Source organism: Variovorax gracilis (assembly GCF_030317115.1).
Lineage (GTDB): Bacteria > Pseudomonadota > Gammaproteobacteria > Burkholderiales > Burkholderiaceae_C > Variovorax > Variovorax gracilis.
Window position 1 is genome coordinate 288465 of sequence record NZ_JASZYF010000001.1, and the last position, 23547, is coordinate 312011.

General features: G+C 68.4%; 25 protein-coding genes. 6 read left to right on the plus strand and 19 right to left on the minus strand.

Going from position 1 to position 23547, the window contains the following annotated elements:
* Window positions 1-8: 8 nt before the first annotated feature.
* Entirely contained in the window at window positions 9-614 is a 606-nt protein-coding gene (locus QTH97_RS01360; protein ID WP_286566186.1) for a DUF2939 domain-containing protein, read from the plus strand.
* Here the strand turns inward: QTH97_RS01360 and QTH97_RS01365 are convergent, their stop codons facing one another.
* Complete coding sequence (locus QTH97_RS01365) at window positions 615-953, minus strand: hypothetical protein (RefSeq protein WP_286566187.1); 339 nt, start codon at window positions 951-953, stop codon at window positions 615-617.
* 147 nt (window positions 954-1100) lie between these two features.
* Here QTH97_RS01365 and QTH97_RS01370 point away from each other — a divergent pair, with 147 nt between their 5' ends.
* The gene (locus QTH97_RS01370) at window positions 1101-1919 is read left to right on the plus strand and encodes a class I SAM-dependent methyltransferase (protein WP_286566188.1); all 819 of its coding nucleotides are present in this window, start codon (window positions 1101-1103) and stop codon (window positions 1917-1919) included.
* Here the strand turns inward: QTH97_RS01370 and QTH97_RS01375 are convergent.
* The gene (locus QTH97_RS01375; RefSeq protein WP_286566189.1) at window positions 1903-2808 is read right to left on the minus strand and encodes a LysR family transcriptional regulator; all 906 of its coding nucleotides are present in this window, start codon (window positions 2806-2808) and stop codon (window positions 1903-1905) included. The two genes, QTH97_RS01370 and QTH97_RS01375, sit on opposite strands and share 17 nt — an antisense overlap.
* Window positions 2809-2905: 97 nt before the next feature.
* Between QTH97_RS01375 and QTH97_RS01380 the strand changes: the two genes are divergently transcribed.
* Complete coding sequence (locus QTH97_RS01380) at window positions 2906-3682, plus strand: sulfite exporter TauE/SafE family protein (RefSeq protein WP_286566190.1); 777 nt, start codon at window positions 2906-2908, stop codon at window positions 3680-3682.
* 12 nt (window positions 3683-3694) lie between these two features.
* Here QTH97_RS01380 and QTH97_RS01385 read toward each other — a convergent pair whose 3' ends face one another.
* From QTH97_RS01385 to QTH97_RS01460, 16 genes are all read right to left on the minus strand, one after another.
* Complete coding sequence (locus QTH97_RS01385; RefSeq protein WP_286566191.1) at window positions 3695-4114, minus strand: M23 family metallopeptidase; 420 nt, start codon at window positions 4112-4114, stop codon at window positions 3695-3697.
* Window positions 4115-4441: 327 nt separating this feature from the next.
* Window positions 4442-5305, minus strand: coding sequence for an isocitrate lyase/PEP mutase family protein (locus QTH97_RS01390; RefSeq protein ID WP_286566192.1), 864 nt, complete (start codon window positions 5303-5305; stop codon window positions 4442-4444).
* Entirely contained in the window at window positions 5295-6737 is a 1443-nt protein-coding gene (locus QTH97_RS01395) for an FAD-dependent oxidoreductase (RefSeq protein WP_286566193.1), read from the minus strand. The genes QTH97_RS01390 and QTH97_RS01395 overlap by 11 nt, the downstream gene beginning before the upstream one ends.
* Window positions 6734-7348 (minus strand): cysteine hydrolase family protein, encoded by a 615-nt coding sequence (locus QTH97_RS01400; RefSeq protein WP_286566194.1) that lies wholly within the window; start codon window positions 7346-7348, stop codon window positions 6734-6736. The genes QTH97_RS01395 and QTH97_RS01400 overlap by 4 nt, the downstream gene beginning before the upstream one ends.
* The gene (locus tag QTH97_RS01405; RefSeq protein WP_286566195.1) at window positions 7345-9408 is read right to left on the minus strand and encodes a hydantoinase/oxoprolinase family protein; all 2064 of its coding nucleotides are present in this window, start codon (window positions 9406-9408) and stop codon (window positions 7345-7347) included. Before QTH97_RS01405 ends, QTH97_RS01400 begins: the two co-directional genes overlap by 4 nt.
* Window positions 9405-11114: a hydantoinase B/oxoprolinase family protein gene (locus QTH97_RS01410; RefSeq protein ID WP_286566196.1), complete on the minus strand. Its 1710-nt coding sequence runs from the start codon at window positions 11112-11114 to the stop codon at window positions 9405-9407. The genes QTH97_RS01405 and QTH97_RS01410 overlap by 4 nt, the downstream gene beginning before the upstream one ends.
* Window positions 11107-11613 (minus strand): LeuD/DmdB family oxidoreductase small subunit, encoded by a 507-nt coding sequence (locus tag QTH97_RS01415; protein ID WP_286566197.1) that lies wholly within the window; start codon window positions 11611-11613, stop codon window positions 11107-11109. Before QTH97_RS01415 ends, QTH97_RS01410 begins: the two co-directional genes overlap by 8 nt.
* Window positions 11610-12899: a 3-isopropylmalate dehydratase large subunit gene (locus QTH97_RS01420; RefSeq protein WP_286566198.1), complete on the minus strand. Its 1290-nt coding sequence runs from the start codon at window positions 12897-12899 to the stop codon at window positions 11610-11612. The genes QTH97_RS01415 and QTH97_RS01420 overlap by 4 nt, the downstream gene beginning before the upstream one ends.
* The gene (locus QTH97_RS01425; RefSeq protein ID WP_286566199.1) at window positions 12896-13849 is read right to left on the minus strand and encodes a tripartite tricarboxylate transporter substrate binding protein; all 954 of its coding nucleotides are present in this window, start codon (window positions 13847-13849) and stop codon (window positions 12896-12898) included. The genes QTH97_RS01420 and QTH97_RS01425 overlap by 4 nt, the downstream gene beginning before the upstream one ends.
* Window positions 13850-13881: 32 nt before the next feature.
* Window positions 13882-14592 carry an ABC transporter ATP-binding protein gene (locus tag QTH97_RS01430; RefSeq protein WP_286566200.1) on the minus strand — a complete coding sequence of 237 codons (711 nt, stop codon included), beginning with the start codon at window positions 14590-14592 and terminating at the stop codon, window positions 13882-13884.
* Complete coding sequence (locus tag QTH97_RS01435) at window positions 14589-15362, minus strand: ABC transporter ATP-binding protein (protein ID WP_286566201.1); 774 nt, start codon at window positions 15360-15362, stop codon at window positions 14589-14591. Before QTH97_RS01435 ends, QTH97_RS01430 begins: the two co-directional genes overlap by 4 nt.
* The gene (locus QTH97_RS01440; RefSeq protein ID WP_286566202.1) at window positions 15355-16353 is read right to left on the minus strand and encodes a branched-chain amino acid ABC transporter permease; all 999 of its coding nucleotides are present in this window, start codon (window positions 16351-16353) and stop codon (window positions 15355-15357) included. Before QTH97_RS01440 ends, QTH97_RS01435 begins: the two co-directional genes overlap by 8 nt.
* Window positions 16350-17222 (minus strand): branched-chain amino acid ABC transporter permease, encoded by an 873-nt coding sequence (locus QTH97_RS01445; RefSeq protein WP_286566203.1) that lies wholly within the window; start codon window positions 17220-17222, stop codon window positions 16350-16352. The genes QTH97_RS01440 and QTH97_RS01445 overlap by 4 nt, the downstream gene beginning before the upstream one ends.
* A gap of 18 nt (window positions 17223-17240) precedes the next feature.
* On the minus strand, window positions 17241-18446 hold the full coding sequence (locus QTH97_RS01450) for an ABC transporter substrate-binding protein (RefSeq protein ID WP_286566204.1): 1206 nt from the start codon (window positions 18444-18446) through the stop codon (window positions 17241-17243).
* A gap of 26 nt (window positions 18447-18472) precedes the next feature.
* Complete coding sequence (locus QTH97_RS01455) at window positions 18473-19267, minus strand: GntR family transcriptional regulator (RefSeq protein WP_286566205.1); 795 nt, start codon at window positions 19265-19267, stop codon at window positions 18473-18475.
* A gap of 113 nt (window positions 19268-19380) precedes the next feature.
* Window positions 19381-19599: a hypothetical protein gene (locus tag QTH97_RS01460; protein WP_286566206.1), complete on the minus strand. Its 219-nt coding sequence runs from the start codon at window positions 19597-19599 to the stop codon at window positions 19381-19383.
* A 73-nt stretch (window positions 19600-19672) separates the two neighbouring features.
* Between QTH97_RS01460 and QTH97_RS01465 the strand changes: the two genes are divergently transcribed.
* Window positions 19673-20341 carry a nitroreductase gene (locus tag QTH97_RS01465; RefSeq protein ID WP_286567063.1) on the plus strand — a complete coding sequence of 223 codons (669 nt, stop codon included), beginning with the start codon at window positions 19673-19675 and terminating at the stop codon, window positions 20339-20341.
* Window positions 20342-20362: 21 nt separating this feature from the next.
* Here the strand turns inward: QTH97_RS01465 and QTH97_RS01470 are convergent, their stop codons facing one another.
* Window positions 20363-21190, minus strand: a complete 828-nt coding sequence (locus tag QTH97_RS01470) for a crotonase/enoyl-CoA hydratase family protein (protein ID WP_286566207.1) — start codon at window positions 21188-21190, stop codon at window positions 20363-20365.
* Window positions 21191-21264: 74 nt separating this feature from the next.
* On the opposite strand from QTH97_RS01470, the gene QTH97_RS01475 reads away from it, so the two are divergent.
* Window positions 21265-23121 (plus strand): PhoX family protein, encoded by a 1857-nt coding sequence (locus tag QTH97_RS01475; protein ID WP_286566208.1) that lies wholly within the window; start codon window positions 21265-21267, stop codon window positions 23119-23121.
* Window positions 23122-23146: 25 nt separating this feature from the next.
* Complete coding sequence (locus QTH97_RS01480; RefSeq protein ID WP_286566209.1) at window positions 23147-23545, plus strand: DUF488 domain-containing protein; 399 nt, start codon at window positions 23147-23149, stop codon at window positions 23543-23545.
* Window positions 23546-23547: the final 2 nt, after the last annotated feature.

Here is a 23547-nt window from a genome sequence, read left to right on the forward strand (position 1 = left end):
ATCGCGGCATGAAAAGCAGACGTCTTGTTCTTGCGGCAGGCCTGGCGATCCTGGCCGCCCTTGCCGCCTACTGGTACTGGTCTCCGTTCATGGCCGTGCGGCAGTTGCAGACGGCAGCGCAGAACGGTGACGCCGACACCTTCAACGCCCATGTGGACTATCCCAAGGTGCGAGAGAGCCTGAAGGGCCAGTTCTCCGCCCTGGTGGCACAGAAGCTGGGCACGCAGGAGTCGAGCAATCCCTTTGCCTCGTTGGGAAGCCTGATCGGGCTGGGCGTGGTGAATCAGCTGGTGGACGCGATGGTGCGCCCCGAGACCGTCATGGCCGCCATGAAGAACGGGCACCTGGCCAAGTCCGGTCCTGTGCCTCCAACTGAAAACAGGGTGCCCCCGGCCGATGGAGAGACCCGGCCATCGAGCCCGCCGGCCCCTGAAAAGAAGGCCCGCTGGGTGATCGACCGCCAGGGCGCCAGCAAGATGACCGCCTACGCCGTGGACCCCGCCAAAACTGACGAGCCCAATTCGGAGCGCCTCGGACTGGTCTTCGAGCGCAGCGGATTCGTCGACTGGAAGCTCACCGAGATCCGGATGCCGGCATCGACTTTCAGGAAGTAATCAGTACTTGATCGTCACGCCGGCCTTGACGCCCGCGTTGTTCTTTCCGTCCGAGAAGGCGCCTGCGGAGTAGGAGCGCTTGCCGCCCGTGCTGGCGCCCAGGGAATACGTGGGGCGCTCCTTCGAGGTGTCGACGCCGCCGGACACGCCGCTTCCGTCAGGCCGTTCCACCCCCAGGGTCGCGCCCTTGGCATTGACCGCCGTCTCCGTCGGCGACAGGTTGGGATTGACGTAGACCGTTCCCTTCTCGTCGCTGTCCAGAGGCAGCTTCAGCTCCTCCGCGAAAACCCCGGCGTAACACGCGGCCGCACCCACGAAAGCAATGATGGCTTTGCTCATGGACATGAAGCGTAGGCAGCGCAGCTTCGCTGCCCGGTGAGCGCTGTCCGTCAAGCGTTGTAGGCGCTTTGCCCACCCCGGACTGGCATTCCGGGAAACGAAACTAAGATGCGCGATTCAGCGGCAGGTCTCGAGAAAGGATGGTTCATGGACGGATCTGCTTCGGACACCCTCTTCGCCGGCTCGATCCCCGAGCTCTACGACAACTCCCTCGTGCCGCTGATCTTCGAACCCTATGCCGAAGATCTCGCGAAACGCGCGGTCGCGCTCGCACCGTCACGCGTCCTGGAGACCGCCGCCGGCACCGGCGTGGTCACCCGCGCCCTGGCCCGCGCCTTGCCCGCCCATGTGGAGCTGGTGGCGACCGACCTGAACCAGCCCATGCTCGATCGCGCCGCGGCCGTCGGTACGCAGCGCCCGGTCACGTGGCAGCAGGCCGACGCCCTGCAATTGCCCTATGCCGACGCAAGCTTCGACCTCGTCGTCTGCCAGTTCGGAGTGATGTTCTTTCCGGACAAGGTGCGTGCCTTTTCCGAGGCCCGGCGCGTGCTGCGTCCCGGAGGCACCCTGTTGTTCAACGTGTGGGACTGCATCGAGGAGAACGAGTTCGCCGATGTCGTCACGCAGGCGCTCGGGGCGCTGTTTCCCGACGACCCGCCCCTTTTCATGGCCCGAACGCCCCACGGCTATTCCGACCGGATCGCGATCTCGCGCGACCTCGCAGGCGCGGGGTTCGCCGTCATACCCGCCTTCGAGACGATAGCGGCGCGAAGCCGCGCGGCGTCGGCGCGCGATGCGGCCACCGCCTATTGCCAGGGGACACCGCTGCGCAACGAGATCAAGGCTCGCGCGGGCGCCGACCTGCTTGCGGCGACGTCGGCATGCGCGGAAGCCATCGCCCAGCGATTCGGCGCCGGGCCGGTCGATGGAAAGATCCAGGCTCACATCGTCACGGTCGCGTACTGACAGGCGCCTGCGCAAGAAGGTGCTCCAGCATGCGGCGTGCATTCAACGGCAGCGCATCGACTTCGCGCACACAGGCCAGCAGGCAGCGCGCAGCCCACGCCTCCGCGATGGCGATGCGGCGGAAGTGCATCAACGAAGGTGATCGGTCCGCCGCCGCTCGCGGCACGATGCCCACGCCGATCCCCTGTCCGACCATGCGGCATACGGCTTCGAAGCTGCTCACGCGCACGCGATAGTTCAGCCTCTTTCCCAGCCGCCTGGCATGGAGCGCGACATGCTCCTGCAGCGGGCTTCCCTCCGCCAGCCCGATGAACCGGCCATCGACCACTTCGGCCAGTGCGACCCTTCGCCTGCGCGCCAGTGCATGGCCGCGCGGCACGATGAGCACAAGGTCGTCGCGTCGAAAGACAAAGCCCTGCAGGCCCTCGACGTCGACCGCGTCCGACACGATGCCGATGTCGCACAGCCCTGCGCGAACGGCATCGACGATGTCGGTGCTGCCCTGCTCTTCCAACTCCACCGACACGCGCGGATGCTGCGCCAGGAAGGAGCCGAGCGCCTCGGGCAGATGCTCCGTCATTGCAGAGGTGTTGCACAGCAGGCGGACGTGGCCCTGCAGGCCGCCGCCGTATTCGCCCAGTTCGCCGCGCAGGCGCTCCATCTGCTCCAGCACGAGCCGCGCGTGATGAACCAGCGTGTGCCCGGCCTCGGTCGGCCGCACGCCCTGCCTGGAGCGCAACAGCAGCGGCGTGCCGAGGTCGCCCTCCATGCCGAGCACGCGCTGGCTGGCCGATGCCAGGGTCATGTGCGTCTGCGCAGCGCCGTTGGTGATGGTGCCGGCATCGACGATGTGCACGAACAGCCGCAGATCGGTGAGGTCGAATCGCATGGCGACGACAGTAGCACGGCATCCTCAGGCTGGGACTGAGGCAAGGTACGCGACTTCCGCATTTTCGGACGTCGGCCTTTTCGCGAAACTGGGGCCCATGTCGAATACGGAGCTTGTCGCATTCTCGGGTCAAGGCATCGCGGTATGGGCCTTCGTCGCCGCAGTCTTCACGCTGGCGGGCACCGTCAAGGGCGTCATCGGCCTGGGGCTTCCCACGCTGTCGATGGCGCTGCTGGCGGTGTGGATGCCGCCCGCCGCTGCGGCTGCACTGCTGATCGTGCCCTCCCTCGTGACGAACGTCTGGCAGTTGCAGCCCTGGGCGACGCTGCGGCGGCTCACGCGCCGCCTCGGGCTCATGCAGGCCGGCATCGTCGCCGGCACGCTCGTGGGGGCGTGGTGCCTTGGCGCGCCCGCAGGCGCGGAGGCCTCGGTCGCGCTGGGCGTGTGCTTGATCTGCTATGCGACCTGGGGGCTGCTGGGACGGCCCCTCAAGATTCCAGCGTCGCATGAACGGTGGCTCGGCCCGCTCGCAGGCCTCGTGACGGGAGGCATCACCGCAGTGACCGGCGTGTTCGTGCTGCCCGCCGTGGTCTACCTGCAGTCGCTGGAGCTGTCGCGCGATGAATTGATCCAGGCGATGGGTCTTTCATTCACCACCTCGACCGTCGCCTTGGGCCTTGCCCTGGCCGGGCAGGACAGCTATTCAACGCCCCTGCTCGGCGCTTCTCTCGTCATGCTGGTCCCCGCGATCGCCGGGATGGCGCTCGGCCAGTGGGTGCGGATGCGGCTTCCGGTGCCTGTCTTCAGGCACTTCTTCTTCGCCGGCCTGGCGCTGCTGGGCGCCTACATGGTGCTGCGCGAACTCCGCCTCTGAAGCGTCGGCGCCTCACTGCTCGTCGCGCTGATCCCGTTCCCGGCTCGCTGAAGCATCGGCTGATTCAAGGTAAAGCGCCGGGTCGACCGCATTGCCGTTCTTGCGCAACTCGAAATGCAGCTTGACGCGGCTGGCCTCCGTGTCGCCCATGCGGGCAATCACCTGGCCCCGCTTGACGGATTGCCCTTCCTTCACAAGCAACTGGCTGTTGTGCGCGTAGGCGGTCACATAGGCTGAATCGTGCTTGATCATGACGAGTTGTCCATAACCGCGCGGTCCGACTGCCGAATAGACGACCTTGCCGTCGCGCGCGGCGCGCACGGGATCGCCCTTCGATCCAGCGAAGTCCACGCCCTTGTTGCCGCGTCCGTCGAAGCGTGCGATGACCGCCCCGCCCGCAGGCCGGAGGAAGGTGCGATCCGCCTTTGACACTGCTGTCGGCTGAGGCTCGGCTGGCTTGGCGCGGGAGTCGCTCTTTGCGGATTTCTTCGTTGTCGAGGCCTTCGTCGCGGTCTTCGGTTCGACCGGTGTGCCTGCCTTCGATGAAGCCGGCGTCGACGCCTTGGACGGGCCGGACGACGCCGGAGCCGGCTGGGTCGCGCAACCGACGAGCGCGATGGTCAGTGCACAGCAGGCAAGGCCCAGCGTTGCATGGCGAATGGGATGCGAGCCGGACGGCTGCCGATGCATGGATTCGGATGTTTTGGGTCGATGAAAACGCATGCCTCGACTGTATGCGGTCGCGCTCCCCCCGCACGCCTACTCGTACTTCCGGCCCGTGCGCATCAGCTCCGGCGTGCCGATGACCTCGTTCAGCGCGTCGAAGTCGAGCATCTGCGATCGCCACGGCTGCGTGGTGCGGTGCCGGTGAAGACTAGCGTAGTAGCCCTGCAGCGTGTGCACCACCGCGCGTGCGGTGCCGCCCGGGAAGATGGCGATTCGGAAGCCGTGGGCCTGCAACGCATCGGCGTCCTGTACCGGTGTCTTGCCGCCCTCGACCATGTTCGCGAGCAAGGGCACGCGGTGCGCGAAGCGGCGGCACGCCGCGTCCATCTGCTCGGGCGAACGCAGGGCCTCGATGAACAGCGCGTCCACGCCGCAGTCCAGATAGGCCTCCGCCCGGTCGAGCGCGGCATCGAGCCCTTCGACCGCGACGGCGTCTGTGCGCGCGAGGATCAGCGTTTCGTGCGACGTGCGCGCGTCCAGTGCGGCCTTGAGCTTGCCGACCATCTCGCGCCCCGGCACCACCGCCTTGCCGTCGAGGTGGCCGCATCGCTTGGGAAAGGTCTGGTCCTCGATCTGCACCATCGCCGCGCCGGCGCGCTCCAGGCCGCGCACAGTGCGCTGCGTGTTCAGCGCGTTGCCGAAGCCGGTGTCGGCATCGACGATCACCGGCAGGCTCACGCGCTCGGTGATGCGTGCGAGGGTGTCGGCCACTTCAGAGAAGGTGGTCAGGCCGATGTCCGACCGACCGAGGCGCGTGTACGCGATCGAAGCGCCGGACAGGTACAGCGCTTCGAATCCGGCCTGTTCGGCCACCAGCGCGCTCAGCGCGTCATAGACGCCCGGCGCCAGCACGATGTCGGTCGACGACAGGCGGGCCGTCAAAGTCTCATTGGGCATGGGGTGCCTTCATCGGATGGATCAGTGCGGCCGCCGTGCGGGCCGCGATGTAGCCGCCGGCCACCGCGCTCAACAGCCCGTTGCCCGAGAGATAGCCCCACACGGCATTGCCCGACACGCCGCCTGCCGCGCCACCGGCCGCGAGCAGGTTGGCGAAGGGCTTGCCGTCCTCTCGAAGAACGCGCATGTCGGAGTTGGTGTCGAGCCCGCCCTGCGTGTGGAACAGCGCACCCGTGACTTTCACGGCGAAGTACGGCGCATCCAGTCCGCGAGCGAACACGCGTCCATCGGCTTGCCGTGTGCCGTCGCGCAAGCCCTCCAGCGTGCGGCGCAGCTCCGCCTCTTCGCAACCGATGCACGCGGCCATGTCGGACACCGTGTCGCACTGGCGAAGCGCGCCGGCCGCCTCTGCCTCGCAGAAATCCGGAAAGCCCCGTGCCAGCGCGAGCAGCGGCGCATCGAACACATTCCACGCGATGCCGCCGGGTTGCGCCAGCACCTGCACGGCCGCCTCGGAGTAGCCCTGCGTCTCGTCGTGGAAACGCCGCCCTTCGCGGTTGATCTGCACACCGCCTTCCATCATCACGGCCCACGACATCAACGCCCCCTGCGGCGTGACCCAGGAGCCATGCCCCTGGTAGCCCCCCAGGTCGCGCAGGCGGGCACCCAGCGCCTCGCCCCAGAGGATGGCGCTGCCGTCGTTGCCGACGTGGCCGCCGAAGGCCGCGTCCGCCATGTCGGGCAACAGCGCACGCACCATCGCTGCGTTGCCCCCGAAGCCGTTGCAGGCCAAAAGCAGCGCATCGCATTCCAGCGTCTCGCGCTGGCCGTCCGGCCGCTCGTAGTCGATGCCGATCACACGATCCGCGGCGTCGAGCACCAGCGTGTCGACCACCGCCTGCGTCAACACCGGGATGCCCGCGGCCTCCACGGCTGCCTGAAGGCTTGCCATCAGGGCCGCACCCGTCTTCGGCGCCAGCGCATGCATGCGGCGGACGCTGTGGCCCGGGTAGAGAAAGCCGTCGAGAAGAATCCAATCCAGCCCATGCCGTGCCTGCAGCGTATCGAGCGCCGGCCCGATCGATGCGGCATACGCCGCTGCCAATGCCGGCGGCGCCCGCCCGTGTGCCTTGGTCTGGATATCGGCGGCGAAGCGCGCGGGGCTGTCGTCGGTCACGCCGTATGCGTGCTGCACGCGCGTGCCCGGTGCGGGGATGAAGCCCGAGGACAGCGCGGTCGAGCCGCCCGGCACGGCATCGCGTTCAAGCACCACGCACTCGACGCCAGCGTCGTTCAGCATCAGTGCGGCCGTGAGTCCGCACGCGCCGCCGCCGACGATCGCGACGCCCACGTGCACTTCGGCGTTCACGTGCGATGCCCGGCGGATCCCGCGCCGCAGCCCGTTCGCCTTCAGGGTTGTCGCTTTCGTCATGCCAGCGTCTCGATGAAGTCCTCGCAGTCCGTGACCTCGGCCACGTTCCGCATGTCGGCGAGCGATATCCGATGCCGTTCCTCGCCGAAGGCTGCACAGCCATCAGCCAGCACCAGCGTGCGGTAGTCGCGCATGTGCGCATCGCGCACCGTGCTGGCGACACCGCCGTTGGTGACGATGCCGCACACGGCTACCGTGTCGATGCCGGCGCGCCGCAGCACCCAGTCGAGCTGCGTGTTGAAGAAAGCCGAGTACGCGACCTTGCTGACCGCCACGTCGATCAGGCCCGCCAGTTCGTCGACGTTCGCCTGGCCCCAGCTTCCGGGCGCGAAGTCGCCCTTTGCCAGATAGGGCCGCAGCGCCTTGAGATGCGGCGACACCATCGGCTCGCCGGCCGCGTCCGGCCACAGCGTGAACTGGCTCGCGACCACCATGCCGCCGGCGCTCTTGAGCGCCCGCGCGACGGCGGCTGCGCGGGACGGCAGCAAGAGCGCGGGCGGATTGCTGTCGCCGCCGCGGGCATAGGCACCGTCGGAATGGAGAAAGTCGTTCTGCAGGTCGATGATGAGCAACGCCGTCCTGTGGCCCGCGGTGTGCACGCTGTTGCTCATGACAGCCTCACCAGCAAGTTGCCGTGGGGATCGACCTCGGCATGGAAACCCGGCTCCAGCCATACCGTCGTGTCCGCCTGCTCAAGGATCGCGGGTCCATCGATCCGCGTCGCGACCGGGAGTTCGAGACGCGCGTAGCGCATCGCTTCATGCCACCGCCGATCGTGGAACACGCGCTGCGTGCCGAGCGGTGCGATGCTGCCGGCACCTTCGGGCGCGAGCACGGCCAGGTCGAACTTCGGCCGCACGCCGATGCGTGCGTAGCGCAGATTCATGACGCGGATGGGGATGCCATCGAGCACCCTTCCGAATGCAGCCGTGTAGCTCGCCTCGAACGCGCTGCGGATGGAATCGCTTGTCAGCGGCGCGCCGTGTGCATTGGGCAGCAGTACCGGCAAGGTGTGCGTCTGGCCTGCATAGAGCATGTCGAGCGCGACGACTTCGCGCACCTCGTCGAAACGCACCCCCGATGAGTCCAGGCGCTGCTGGCAACTGGCGGCGAGTTCGTCGATGCGCCGCTGCAGGTCGGCCACGTCGAGATCGGTCAGCGGCCGGTTGAGGGTCTGCACCGCGTCGTGGCGCATGTCGGCGATCACGCAGCCGAGCGCGGAGGTCACGCCCGGATAGCGCGGAACGATACCCGTCGCCACGCCGACCTCGCGCATCATCGCGCACACATGCAGCGCGCCGCCGCCGCCGAAGGGCATGTAGGCGAAACGGCGCGGATCGTGGCCGCGCTCGATCGACACGAGGCGGATGGCGCCCGCCATGCGTGCATTGGCGACGGTCAGGATGGCCTCGGCCGCGGCATGCGCGTCCAGGCCGAGCGGCCGCGCCACGTGTTCCTCGATGGCCTGGCGCGACTTGTCCGCATCCAGCGCGGCGAGCAGTCCCCCACCCAAGGGCCGGTCGGCGGCGATGCGGCCGAGCAGCACGTTCGCGTCCGTCACGGTGGGCCGCATGTTGCCGCGTCCGTAGCACGCAGGCCCCGGCACGCTGCCGGCCGATTCGGGCCCGACCTGGAGCATGCCGCTCGCGTCCACCGAGGCGATCGAGCCCCCGCCCGCGCCGATGGTCTCGATCTGGATCATCGGCGAACGGATCACCATGCCGAACTCGATCGCGGTCTGCGCTGCCAGTGCGGCCTCGCCATTCGCGACCAGCGACACGTCGAAGGAGGTGCCGCCCATGTCACCCGTGATCGCGTTGGGAAAGCCCGCCGCGCGGGCGATGGCCGCGCAAGCGATCACGCCCGCCGCCGGACCCGACAGCGCGGTGCGCACCGGCAGCTCGCTCGCGGTCTGGCGCGACATCACGCCGCCGTTGCTCTGCACCACCAGCAGCTCGCCGTGGAAGCCCTGCCCGCGCAAGTCGGCTTCGAGCCGCTCGAGATAGCCACCCACCACGGGCTGCAACGCTGCGTTGAGCGTGGCCGTGGAGCAGCGCTCGAACTCGCGGATCTCGGGCAACACCTCGCTCGCGGACGTGACGTGCGTGTTGGGCCAGACCTCGCGCACCGCCGCGACTGCGAGCCGCTCGTTCTCGGCGTTGGCATAGGTGTTGATGAAGAACACGCACAACGCCTCGCAGCCCGCCGCCAGCAGCGCGCGCGCTTCGGCCCGCACCTGGTCGAGGTCCACCGGCGTGTGCAGCGTGCCGTCGGCCAGGACGCGCTCGTCCACCTCGCGGCGCAGGTTGCGCGGCACGACCGGGACGAAGCTGCCGCGCAGGCCCCAGGTCTGCGGCCGGTCGCGGCGGCGCATCTCCAACACGTCGCGAAAGCCGCGCGTAGTGATGATCCCGGTGCGTGCCACCTTGCGTTCGAGCAGCGCGTTGGTACCGACCGTGGTGCCGTGCACGATGGTCGCGATCGCCGCGGCAGAGTCCGCCACGCGTGCCACGCCGTTCATGAAGCCGCGCGCTTCCTCGCCGCGAGTGGACGGCACCTTGACGATGCGCGCCGTGCCGCTCGCCTCGTCGAGCACGAACAGGTCGGTGAAGGTGCCGCCGACGTCGACGCCCACGACAAGGGATTCGAGTGATTGACCAGCGGATGTCATGCGGCCGCCTTCTTCTTCGGGTCGGTGCCGGCCGTCACATAGCCCATGGCACGGTCCTGTTCCCGCTCCTTGGAATGGCGCTCTGCGGCGCTGCCCCAGCCCCCTCCGCCGGGGGTTTCGAGCCGCACACGTTCGCCGCGCGCCAGACGGATGCCACGCATCTTCGAGACCATCGGCGGTTCATGCCAGGCGCCGTCGTTCTCGTAGCGAAAGACATTGACCGCGCCCGCGCCGCCGCCCGCGATGCCCTTGGGCGGCGAGGTTCCGCGCTCGCCGAAGACGAACACCTCGGCGTCCTTCTCCAGCAGTTCGATTTCATAGACGGCGCCCAGCCCGCCGCGAAACTGCCCGTCGCCCCCTGAGTCGGCGCGCAGCGACCATTCGGTGAAGCGAACGGGATACGCGGCCTCGAGGATCTCGAGCGGCGGAATCGTGGCGGTGGAGATCGGTGCGTTGCCGTGCGAGAGACCGTCGCCGCCCGAGTGCCCGCCATGGCCGCCGCCGAAGAAGCTGAACATCACCCAGCGCTGGCCTTCGCGGCCCTTGTCGCTGCGGTGGCCCGCAATCGACAGCGCGTTGATGGTGCCGTAGGCCTGTGCGACCGCACGCGTCGGGTCGGCCTTGGCGGCGGCGCTGAAGATCACGTCGATCATGCGCAGGATGGTTTCGGTGTAGCCGCCGACAGGGCGCGGACGCTCGCAACTGATCACGAGCCGGTCGGGGATCTCGAAGTCGACCGCATCGAGCACGCCGGCATTGGCGGGCACGTCGGGAAACAGGTGCTTGAGCGCGACGTAGCAGGCGGCTACGGCCGTGGCGCGCGAGATGTTGACCGGGCCCGCGCACTGCGGCGAGGTGCGAGAGAAATCCAGTAGCAGGCGATCGCCGGCGACGGTCATGTCGAGCGCGATGATCAGCGGCTCGTTGGTGATGCCGTCGTTGTCGAGCACGTCCTCGAAGCTGTAGCGCCCGTCAGGGAGCGACGCGATGTGCGACCGCATCAGGCGCAGAGCCCGGCTGCGCAATTCGCCCAGCGCTTGCAGCACCAGGTCGTCGCCGTATTCGTCGAGCAGTCCATTCAACCGCCTCGCACCCAGTTCGAGCGCGGCCAACTGGCCGTTGAGGTCGCCCCAGAGGCTGTCGGGCAGCCGCGTGTTCGCCTGCAGGATGGCGAGCACGTCGGGATCGAGCACACCGTCGCGCACGATGCGCACGGGCGGAATCTGCACGGCCTCCTGCCAGCATTCGGTCGCGGCGGGGTTGTAGTTGCCGGGCACCGCGCCGCCGACGTCGTGCCAGTGCGCGGCAGATGCCATGTGGCAGTAGAGCTTGCCGCTGCGGAAGAAGGGCCGCACCAGCTTGAAGTCATTGGCGTGTGTGCCGCCGTCGTAGGGGTCGTTGCTGATCCAGATGTCGCCGTCGCGCATGCCGCCGCGGGGTTCGGCTGCCATCACGGTTGCGCGCACCGCGAAAGCCATGGCGCCCACGAACACCGGCAGGCCGGACTTGCCCTGGACCAGCGTGTCGCCGGTCGCAGCGTCGTAGAGGCCGTGGCAGGCATCGTGCGCCTCGGCAATGATGGGATTGAAGGCGCTGCGGTAGAGCGTCGCATCCATCTCGTCGGCCACCTGTTCGAGCCGGCCGCGCAGCACGGCCAGGGTGACGGCATCGATCGCGGTCCCGCTCGGGGTAGAAGGGTCAGGCATTGGTGGGTTCCTTGCCAGCGCGCTGGCGTAGCTGATTCATCAGGCCGCCGGCGCGGACCATGTCCATGAGAAAGACGGGCACCGACTCGCAAGCCAGGCGCATGCCATCGGGCGCAATCACCGCGGGGGTTGCGATGTCGATGGCGATGCGGTCGCCTTCGCCGAGCGCCTCGGCTTCGGCACAAGTCAACAGCAGCAAGCCCAGGTTGAACGCATTGCGGAAATACAGCCCGCCGAAGGCCGGCGCGATGACGGCGGCGATGCCCATCTTCACCAGCACGGCCGCCGCCTGCTCGCGCGAGGAGCCAATGCCGAAGTTCGGCCCCGCCACGATGACGTCGCCCGGACGCACCTCGTGCGCGAACTCGGGCCGGACGGCCTCGAGGCAGTGCTGCGCGATGCGGTCGATGCCGTGCTTCATCGCGTGGCCGGGAGCGAGCAAGTCGGTGTCGATGTCAGGGCCGAGGCGCCAGACGCGGTGCGTTGCCGGGACCGTCATGCGAGCACCTCGCGCGGATCGGTCACGCGGCCGCGCAATGCAGCGGCGGCCACGGTGTACGGCGAGCCCAGATACACCTGCGCGGTGGCCGAGCCCATGCGGCCCTTGAAGTTGCGCGCGGTGGTGGAGATGACGGTGATGCCGTCGCCCATCGGGTCGCCATAGCCCGAGCAGGCGCCGCACGCCGTGGGGAAGAGTTCGGCCCCGGCATCGATCAGCGCCTGCAGCACGCCCTCCTCGCGCGCCTGCTCCTGGTCTCGCAGGCTGGCCGGCGCGACGATCAAGCGCACGCCGCTGGCCACCTTGTGGCCGCGCAGCACCTGGGCGGCTGCCCGCAGGTCGTCGAGCTTGGCGCCGGTACACGCGCCGATGTAGGCAACGTCGACATGCGTACCGAGGCACTGGCTCACGCCATGCGCGTTGGCCGGGCTGTGCGGCGCCGCGACCTGGGGCTCCAGCGTGGCCGCGTCGAAAACATGGCGCGTGAAGTCTGCGTCGGTGTCGGTGAACCAGAGCGACATGTCGACCTCGGGCACCCCGGCATCCGCCAGGAAAGCGGCCGTGGTGGCGTCGGGCGCGATCAGTCCGGCCTGCGCGCCGAGCTCGGCGCTCATGTTCGACAGGGTCATGCGCTCCTGCATCGACAGCGCCACCACCCCCGGGCCGCAAAACTCGACCGCCTGGTAGCGGCCGCCGTTCATGCCGAAGCGGCCGATCATGTGCAGCATCATGTCCTTGGCGGTCAGGCCGGCCGGCAGCGCACCGTCCCACCACATCCGGATCGTCTCGGGCACGCGCAGCCAGATTTCGCCGGTGACCATCACGCCGAGCATCTCGGTGCTGCCGATGCCGAACATGTACGCCCCGAAGGCCCCGCCGGTCGGTGAATGCGAGTCGCCGCCCACGCACAGCATGCCGGGCCGGATGTGGCCGTGCTGCGGCACCACCACGTGGCAGATGCCCTGGCTGTCATAGACGTGCGGCAGCTGCTGGTCCCGCGCCCAGTCGCGGGCGATGCGGACGATTCGACGCGAGTCGTCGTCGCGCTCGGGCACGTAGTGGTCCATCACGAGCACGACGCGTGAGCGGTCCCAGATCTGCGCGCCCAGTTCCTCGAGCATCGGCTTCAGGCGCCGAGGACCGGAGGAGTCGTGGAACATCGCCATGTCGACCCGGCAGGTCACGATCTCGCCCACCGACACGCTGTCGCGCCCGCTCGCACGCGCGATCAGCTTCTGCGCCAGCGTCTGGGCCGGGTTGGTGCGGACGAGGGCCATGGCGGTCATTCCGGCTTGGCTCCCGAGAACCTCACGACCTGCGCCCATCGCTTGATCTCGGCCTGCACGAAGGCCGAGAACTCCTTCGGCGAATTGCCGACCGGAATGGCGCCCTCGGTCTCCAGCCGCTTCTGCATCTCGGGCTGCCGGATCGCTTGGCGTGCCGCATCGCTGATCTTTCGCGTCAGCTCCGGCGACATGCGGGCTGGACCGAAAAGGCCGAACCACGCGCTCGATTCATAACCCGGCAGCACCTCTGCGATGGCCTGCACGTCCGGGAACGCGGGCAACCGCTGGGCGGTCGTCACCCCCAGCGCCTTCAGCTTGCCGGCCTGGATATGGGCCTGCACGTTGCCCACGGCAGCGAACATGAGCTGCACCTGCCCTGCGAGCACGTCCTGCACCGCCGGTGCGGTGCCGCGATAGGGAATGTTCACGATATTGACCCCCGACTGCATCTTGAACGCTTCGCCCGCCATGTGCAGCGACGAGCCCACCGAGCCGATCGCGAAGTTGAGTTCTCCCGGCCTGGCCTTGGCGAGCGCGATCAGGTCGCGAATATGGGTGGCGGGCACTGACGGATGCGCGACGAGGATCGATGGCGAGGTCGCGACAGCGGTGAGTGCGGTGAAGTCCTTCACCGGGTCGAAGGGCAGCGAGGGGTAGAGGGTCGCGTTGATGGCATGGCTGGTGAAGCTCATCAGCAGTGTGTTGCCATCGGGCCCGGCCTTGGCGACCGCATCGGCAGCGATGTTGCCGCCCGCGCCGGGGCGGTTCTCGACGATCACCGTCCTTCCGAGGGCGGGGCTCATGCTGGCCGCGAGCGTGCGCGCCAGCGTGTCGGTGGAGCCGCCGGCCGGCGCACCGACCAGGATGCGCACGGGCGCCCCCATCTGCGCGCCGGCCCAGCCCGACAGCGCCGAGGCCACGGACGAAACGAGGATGTGACGGCGTTTCACGATGTCTCCTTTTCTTTTCAAGTCTCGAGGGCTCAAAGGCCCAGGTACGCGCGTCGCAGTTCGTCGCTGCCCAGCAGTTCCTGCGGCAGGCCGGAGAAGCGCACGCTGCCGTTCTCGAGCACGTAGGCGCGGTCGGCGACTTCCAGCGACTGGCCGACGTTCTGCTCCACCAGCAGCACCGCGAGTCCGCCGTCGCGCAACTGGCGGATCAGCGTGAACATCTCCTCGACCAGCAGCGGCGACAGGCCGAGCGAAGGCTCGTCGAGGATCAGCAGCACGGGTTCGGCCATCAGGCCGCGGCCGATGGCGAGCATCTGCTGCTCGCCGCCGCTCATGGTGCCGGCGTTCTGGCGGATGCGCTCCTTCAGCCGCGGGAAGATGCCGAACACCTTGTCGAGATTGGCCGCGCGGCGCTCCCGGGCGCGCGTGAAGGAGCCGAGCTCGAGGTTCTCCAGCACGCTGAGGTTGGGGAATACCTTGCGGCCTTCGGGCACCTGGATCAGGCCGGCCTTGACCACCTCACGGTAGTGCGCGCCGCTCAGGTCCTCGCCGTCGAAGCGCACCGTGCCGCTCCAGGAGGGGCACAGGCCGCAGACCATCTTGTTCAAGGTCGATTTCCCGGCGCCGTTGCTGCCCAGGAGCGCCACCATCTCGCCGGCGTGGACCTGCAGGTCCACGCCGCGCAGCACTTCGACCCGACCGTAGCCGCCGCGCAGCGCACGAATATCGAGCAATGCAGTCATGCCGGAACTCCCTGCGCCGCGCCGGCAGCGGCCTTGCGCAATCTTGCGGCCGTGCCATGGCCGAGATAGGCCTCGACCACCTTGTCGTTCGAGGTGACCTGCGCCGGATTGCCCTCGGCGATCAGTTGTCCCTGCGCCAGCACCCAGACGTGCTCGGCCAGGTGCATCACGGCCTGCATGACGTGCTCGATCATCAGCACGGTCACGCCGCCGTCGGCGATGCCGCGCACCACCGGCATCATCTCGGCGATCTCCTGCGGGTTGAGGCCCGCGAGCACTTCGTCGAGCAGCAGGAGGCGCGGCTCGGTCGCGAGTGCACGGGCCAGTTCCAGCCGCTTGCGCCCGGCCACCGTGAGGTCGGATGCCGGCTTGTCGAGCTGGGTCGCGAGGCCGACCCGCGCCGCCACTTCCTCCGCGCGCAGCAACGCGGCGCCGCGGCCCCGCACGTGCAGGTGCGCGCCGACTGCAATGTTCTCGCGCACCGTCTGCGCCGCGAAGGGCTTGACGATCTGGAAGGTGCGCGTCATGCCCAGCAGCGCGTTGCGATGCGGCTCCCGGCCGGTGATGTCCTGCCCGGCGAAGCGCACGGTGCCGGTGTCGGGCTTGAGAAAGCCGGACATCAGCGCGAACAGCGTCGTCTTGCCCGCGCCGTTGGGGCCGATCAGCGCGCTCAGGCTGCCTTCGTTGACGGCGAGGCTCACGTTCTGCACGGCCTTCAGTCCGCCAAAGGAGCGCGAGATGCAACTCAGCGCGAGAAGCGGCTCAGCCATGGCGCCCCCCCTTCCCTGCCCACCACTGGCGGACCGAGAGGCCCAGACCCGCGATGCCGCGAGGCAGGAAGATCACGATCAGCACCAGCACCACCCCATAGATCACCATGTTGATGCCCGGCAGTTCGCCAAACAGATTGCGCGTGAGATCCGACAGCACGTGCAGCACCGTCGCGCCCAGCAGCGGGCCCCACAGCGTGCCCATGCCGCCGACGATGGCCGCCACCAGCGCCTCGACCGAGGTGCCTGCGCCATAGGCGATGCCCGGATCGATGTACTGGAACACCTGCACGTAGAACGCGCCGGCCGCACCCATGAAGGCGCCCGAGATGCCGATCGCCGCCAGCTTGACGCGGAACGGGTTCACGCCGACGGCGCGCGCCGCATCCTCGTTGTCGCGCACCGCCTGCAGGTAGGCGCCGAAGCGGCCGTTGCGCAGCCACCAGGTCACGAGCAAGGCGGCCGTGACGAAGGCCAGCACGACCCACATGTAGCCGGCGCGCGAAGCGAACTGAAGATTGCCGGCGGATTCACGCAGCGGCACCATGAGCCCGACCCCGCCGCCCGTGAAGGGCACCGACAGCGCGACGATGCGGAACACCTCCGCAAACGCCAGCGTGACCAGTGCGAAGTACGAGCCCTTGAGCCCATAGCGAAAGGTGAGCGCGCCCACGAACAACCCGACGACCGCACTGCCCGCCACCGCCATCGGCAGCGCCACCCACGCATTGATGCCGCCCTGCAGTTGCGCGATGGCCTGGATGTACGCCCCCGTGCCGAAGAACAGCGCGTGGCCGAAGGAGAACTGCCCGCCGAAGCCGCCGAGGATGTTCCAGGCCTGCGCGATCAGCGTCGCGTACAAGGCCATCATCACGAAGTTGAGCGCCACGCCCGACGCGGTCGCGAGCGGCAGGCATGCCACCAGCACCGCGAAGACCGCGATGCCGCCCAGGTGCCGAAGCCCGCTGCCGGAAATCCTGCCCGCGCTCATGCCTTGGCTCCGAACATGCCTTCGGGCCGGAACAGCACGACGCCGATGAAGATCGCGAAGATGCCGATCTGCCCCAGCGACTCGCCCAGGTAGAGCCCGCCCAGCGACTCGACCACGCCCACCAGGAAGCCCCCGAGCAGTGCGCCCACGAAGCTGCCCATGCCGCCGAGCACCACGATGGTGAAGGCCACCAGCACGAAGCCGCCACCCACCTGCGGGTTCACGTAGTACGCGGGCAGCAGGAAGCAGGCCGCTGCACCGAGGCAGGCCAGGCCGATGCCGAAGCTCATTGCGTAGACGTGGTCGACGTCGATCCCCATGAGCTTGGCGCCCTCCTTCTCCTTGGCCACGGCGCGGATGGCGCGGCCCAGGTCGGTGCGGCCCATGATCCAGAACAATGCCGCCGACACCGCCAGCGCGCCCGCGAAGGCCACCAGCTTGGGCACGGCGATCATCGCCGGGCCAATGGCGACCGTGCTCAGCGAATAGGCGGTGTCGATGTTGCGCGTGTCGGACTTGAAGAAGAGCAGCGCGAGGTTCTCCATCACGATTGCGATGCCCAGCGTGGCGAGCAGGATGTTCTCGTCCTTGCCGTGGCCCGCGCGGTTGATCACGATGCGCTGCAAGCCGTAGCCCAGCGCGAACATGCCGGGGATCACGATGGGCAGCGCCAGGTAGGGGTCGATGCCCCAGCGCTCCTTGAGAAAGTACACCGCGTACAGCGCCAGCATCAGGCTGGCGCCATGCGCGAAGTTGATGATGTGCAGGACGCCGTAGATCAGCGTAAGTCCCAGCGCGATCAGCGCGTAGACCGCGCCGGTCGTCAGGCCGTTGAGCACCGACGGGAAAAGAATGCTGAAGTCGAACATCCTGCGTGCCTGTCCGGCTCAGGCGGCGCGCAGCGGGAAGACAGGCTCCACTTCTCGGAAGTCACGCGGGATGATCACCTTGATGTCGTTCTTCACGACCTGGGTCATCAGCGGCTGCGCGCCTTCGTTCTGGCCGTTGACGAACTTCGTCGGCCCGTACGGCATGATGTGATTCGAGAAGGTGCTCTTCTCCAGCGCATCGATGATGGCGGCGCGTTCGCTCGACTTCGCCCGCTCCAGCGCATCCGCCAGCAGCGCCATGGCCGTGTAGGTCATGAAGACCTCGTAGCTGAAGAACTGGCCCTTGGCCTCGACCCGCTTGCGCAGTTCCTGGGAGCGCTTGTCCTTCGGGTTGAACCAGTGGTTGCAGTCAATGATGCCGTTGGCCGCGTCAGGAAACTCCTTGACGAACTTGTAGCTCGACGCGGCGCCACCCAGCACCGAGAAGATGGCCTTGGGCTGCACCTTCTGCTGCTGCATCGTGCGCACCAGCAGCGCGTATTCGTTGTAGTAGTTGGCTGGGATCACGATGTCCGGGTTGATGGACTTCATGCGCAGCACGATGTTGTTGAAGTCGCGCGTGGGGTTCGCGTGCTTCACCACTTCCTTGACGTCGAAGCCGTAGCCCGGCAACTCGCGCGACAGCAGTTGTGCCGTGCCGGAGCCGAACAGCGACTCCTCGTGAATGATCATCACCGTCTTGGCGGGGTTGCCCGCGGCCTTGTTGAGCACGAGCAGGTTGGCCATCGCGACTTCGGTCGACTTCTTGTAGCCAGGGCCGAAGCGGAAGGTGTTCTTCAAGCCGCGCTCCACGATCTGGTCGGCCACGCCGACATCGACCACGTGCGGCAGGTTGTACTTGGCCGCCGCCTGCGTGGTCGCGAGGCAGATCGCAGAAGCGAAGGCGCCCACGATCGCCGAGACGCCGGCCTCGTTCATCTTCTCGACCTCGGCCGCGCCGGCCTGCGGCTGCGACTGCGCATCGCCCAGCAGGGCTTCGAGCTTGGCGCCGCCCATGGACTTGATGCCGCCCGCCTGGTTGATGTCGTCGATCGCCATCTGCGCGCCAAGCCGGCACTGCTGCCCCGAGTACGCGAGCGCACCGGTGACGGGATGCAGCACGCCGACCCGCACCGGCTTGGGCTGCGCGCCCCCGACCAGCGGAAAGGCGATCGACGTACCGATGACGGCGGTCTGCGACAGGAAGCGGCGGCGATTCTCCATGGGGACTCCTCGGGGGTTGCTATTGATCAGATGAACTGGGCGGAAAGCTCTTTGCTGACCCACACCTTGGCGTCGATGCCGCCCACGCGGGACAACTGCATCTCGTAGGCGTAGCGGTCCGGCCTGTACAAGCCGTGCAGCCATTGCACCGGGCGCTCGTTGGCGTCGTAGACCAGGCGCCGCACTGCCAGCAGCGCCGAGCCGACCGAAACGTCCAGGTGCTGCGCCAGCGTGGCATCGGCCAAGCGCGCGGTGATGGTCTGGTGCGCGCGGCCGACCTGCACGCCGGCTTCTTCTAGCAGCACGAGGATGGGCTTGCGGGCCAGTTCGCGCCGGCCGAACTTGTGGGCGACGTCGCCCGGGACGTAGGTGGTGATGTGGGAGAGCGGCCCTTCGCGGGTCGAGCGCACGCGCACGGCCTTCTGCACCGGGTCGCCCGGCTGCAGTTGCAGCGCGCTGGCGACGCTGGCCGATGCGGTGATGGTCTTCACGTCGATCACCTTGACCGAGGTGCGAAGGCCCATGCTCACGAGGTTTTCGAGCAGGCCGCCGAGATGGGCGCGCTGCACGCCGGGGGCGCCCTGCGCGATGGACGCCGCCATGGGCGCGCCGATGGGCCGGGTCCCGCGGCCAGGTTCCCGCGAGATCAGGCCATCGGCAGCCATTTTCTCGAGCGCGCGCCGTACGGTGACGCGGGCGACGCCGAACTCCTCCATCAGTGCGAATTCGCCGGGCAAGCCGTCGACGAAGCGCCCTTCAGCCAATTGCTCGCACAACAGCAGATAGATCTGGTGGTACTTCGGCAGCGGCATCTGGGACATGGGGACCGATGGTCACGGCGTTCGGTTGTCCCGTCAATAGGACATTTACGGCTGGGTTCTTGCGCCCCGCAATGGCGCGGAGGCGCCCCGTTCAGGGGCGCGCATCCATCGCGCTATTTGAGGGGGAATCGCCGGAGCATGCTGCGCCCGAGCGAGGTGATCTCGGTGACCGTGGCCGGCGGCTGCTCGTAGCCGTCCAGGGTCCGCACGGGCCTGGGAATCTCCGCCTTCACATGGCCGGCCAGGTTGAGCACGCGCACGGCGTCAACCTGCGAACCGCCGGTGACGGCGACGGGCAGCACCTGCGCTGCCAAGCGATGGAGTAGGTACATGGGCACCTCGGGAGTATGGCGCTCGCTGCCTTACGGCCTGCTTAAACTCGCCCGACCCACTTCGAGCCAGCCCATGCACATCCAGGAAGCCGTCGCCAGCCGCCATTCCATTCGAGCCTTCCTGCCGACGCCGGTCGATGGAGAGACGATCCGCAAGATCCTGACGATGGCGGCACGGGCGCCCTCGGGAGGCAACCTGCAGCCTTGGCATATCGACGTGCTCGCGGGCGACGCGCTTGCCAGTCTGAGGGCGACCATGCGCCAGCGCCTTGCCGACGGTGAGCCGGAGCCCGCCGAGTACGACATCTACCCGCCCAGCCTGCGGGCACCCTGGCGCGACCGCCGCTTCCAGGTCGGCGAGGCGATGTATGCACGCCTGGGCATCCCGCGTGACGACAAGGCGGCGCGCCGCCGCTGGTTCGCGAACAACTACGACTTCTTCGGTGCACCGATGGCGCTCTTCTGCTCCGTCGATCGCACGATGGGGCCGCCGCAGTGGTCGGACCTCGGCATGTACCTGCAGACGGTGATGCTGCTGCTGCGCGCGGAAGGCCTCGACAGTTGCCCGCAGGAGTGCTGGGCCGTGTACCCAACCACCGTCGGCAAGGCGATCGAGATGCCGGCCGAGCGCATGTTGTTCTGCGGCATGGCGATCGGCTACCGCGACGCGGAGCATCCGGTGAACGCGCTCGTGAGCGACCGGGCCCCGACGGAAGAGTGGCTGAACTTTCGCGGCGCCTGATGCCAGCGCCCGGCGCGCGGGCTACCGAGGATTGCCGAACTGCGGCGGACGCTTCTCGATGTTGGCGCGTACGGCCTCGGTCTGGTTCGCGCTCCCGATCAGCGCCTTCTGCTCGACCGACTCCGCCAGCAGCAGGTCTGCCGCGCTCTGCCCCATGGCCGCATTCAGCAGGCGCTTGCCGGCACGGATCGCATCGGGACTCTTCCGTGCGATCTCGCGCGCCATCTCCAGCGCCTCGGCCAACGGGTCGATCGCCAGGCGCGTGGCGAAGCCGATCGCCACAGCCTCCTCGCCCGAGAAAATCCGGCCTGTGAAGGTGAGTTCGCGCACCACGTCGTTGCGCGCCAGTTCGCGCATCAGGACCATGCCGGCCATGTCGGGCACCAGGCCCCATTTGATCTCCATCACGGACAGCTTCGTTCCGGGCGCGACGAGCCTGACGTCCGCACCCAGCGCCACCTGCAGTCCGCCGCCGAAGGCGACACCGTGGACCGCGGCGATCACCGGAACCGGCACTTCGCGCCACACCATTGCCACCTGCTGTGCGGCATTGGCGATGCCATGGGTACGTTCAAGCAGGTCCTTGCCGACCGAGCCCGAGCCGACCACCCCACCACCGCTGCCCTGCCCCATGCGCTCGAAGGACTGCATGTCGAGTCCCGCGCAGAACGCCTTGCCGCGCCCCGCAAGCACCACGGCGCGCACGCTGGCGTCGTTGCACAGGCGGGTGCCGGCGTCGATGAGGGCATCGAACATGGCGGGGTCCAGCGCGTTCATCTTGTCGGCGCGTGCGAGGTGGAGTTCGACCACGCCGTCGGCGTGGCGGATCGATTCGATGCGGTCGTTCATTGAGTGTCTCCAGGGCTTTCGGGCAAGTATCGATGCTCGGCGATGATCGCGCTGTCGCTTAGCCAACAACCACGATGCCACTTGCCCGCCGCCATTTCCTCCAGTCCGGTGCCGCTGCCGCGGTCGTTGCCTTCCTCGGCGAAGGGTGCGCCCTGCCCCGTGCCGTCGACGGTCGGCTCGGCTTCACCGCCGTGCCGGCCACGCTGCGCGACGCCGTCACGGTGCCTCCCGAATACGAGGCGCAGGTGCTCTACCCGTGGGGCACGCCGACCGGCATCGCCTCGTCCATGCCGGCCTTCGCGCCCGACGCCTCGAACAGCGCGGCCGACCAGGCGGTGCAGGCGGGCATGCACCACGACGGGATGCACTTCTTCGCGCTGGACGGGCGCACCGATCGCGGCCTGCTCGTGATGAACCACGAATACACCGACGAGCGCCTGCTCCACGCGGAAGGCTTGACGCCGTGGACCGAAGAGAAGACCCGCAAGTCGCTGCATGCGATGGGCGTGTCCGTGATCGAAGTCGAGCTGACGAGCGCCGGTTGGCGCCAGGTGTTGCCGTCCCGCTACGCCCGCCGCATTCATGGCACCACCGCGATGCGCATCGCCGGCCCGGCGGCCGGCACGCCGTTGATGCGCACGGCAGCCAACCCGGGCGGCGACCGCGTTTTCGGCACCTTCGCCAATTGCGCGATGGGCGTCACGCCCTGGGGCACCTACCTGAGCTGCGAGGAGAACTTCCATGGCTATTTCGGTGGCCCGAAGGAAGCCGCATCGCGCGCCACGCCGGCGCAACGCCGCTACGGCACGGTGAGCGGATCGCAGTGGCTGGACTACTGGCGCTTCGACGAACGCTTCGACCTCTCGCGGCATCCCAACGAGGCCCATCGCTTCGGCTGGGTGGTCGAGATCGATCCCTTCGATCCCGGCTCCACGCCCGTCAAGCGCACCGCCCTCGGTCGCAAGCGCCAGGAAAGCGCCACCTGCACGCGGACCCGGGACGGACGTCTTGCCGTGTACATGGGCGACGACTCCGCCTTCGAATACATCTACAAGTTCGTGAGCCGCGACAAGGTCCTCCCCGGAAGCGATGCTGCCGCCCGGGCAGCCAATCGCCACCTGCTCGACGAGGGGACCCTGTACGTCGCGCGCTACGACGCGGACGGCCGCGGCCAATGGCTCGAACTCAGGCATGGGCACCATGGCGTCGACACCGCCAGCGGCTTCGCGGACCAGGCCGAGGTGCTGGTCCACGCGCGCCTGGCCGGCGACATCGTCGGCGGCACGAAGATGGACCGGCCCGAATGGATCGCCGTCCACCCCGAAAGCGGCGAGGTCTACGTCACGCTCACCCACAACACCCGCCGCGGCGCGCCCGGCATGCCCGGTGCCGACGCGGCGAATCCGAGGGCGAACAATCTTTTCGGCGGCATCCTCCGCTGGCGCGAGGACGGGCAGGACGCCGCCAGCACCACCTTCGCCTGGGACCACTTCGCGCTGGCCGGCGACCCGAAATGGCCAGACGCCGGCGTGCGCTACCCGAGCGACGACGCCGACGCCTTCGGCAATCCCGACGGCCTGCGCTTCGACAGCGGCGGCCTGCTGTGGGTCCAGACCGACATGGCCGGCCCAGCCATCGGCAAGGGGCCGATGGCTGCGCTCGGCAACAACCAGATGCTCTGCGCCGACCCGGCAACCGGGCGCATCAAGCGCTTCCTGGTCGGCCCCAATGGCTGCGAGATCACCGGCTGCACGGTGACGCTGGATCGCCGGAGCCTGTTCGTCAACATCCAGCATCCGGGCGAGACACGCGAGGACGGCAGCGGCACGCCCAACAGCGCATGGCCGGACGGAGGCGCAGTCGGCAGCGCGCGCCCGCGATCCTCCACCGTGGCCGTGCGGCGACGCGATGGCGGTATCGTCGGAAGCTGATCAGGCCCACAAGGAGGAAGCATCCATGTCCATCCGCATCGTCCGCCTCGGCAGCGAGCGCGCCCCCGGCGAGGGTTTGCGCATCGGCACCGTGCGCCGTCCGCCGCGCGGCGTGCCCAAAGCCGAGTTCGCCTCGCGGAACTGGTACGACGTCTGGTACCCGAACCTCGCGCCGTCGGTGGAAACGATGAAGATGGCCCAGGACGCGCAGGCGTCCGGCGTCCCCGCCGAATGGACAGCTTTCGGCCGCAAGTACCGCAGCGAGATGGCCGAGGCCGACGCCAGCCGCAGCCTGGACCTGCTGGCGGCGCTGTCGCATCAGAGCGCGTTGTCTGTGGGCTGCTACTGCGAGGACGAATCGCGCTGCCACCGGTCCTTCCTGCGCGCGCTGCTGGCCGAACGCGGCGCGGACATCGTCGCGTGAGC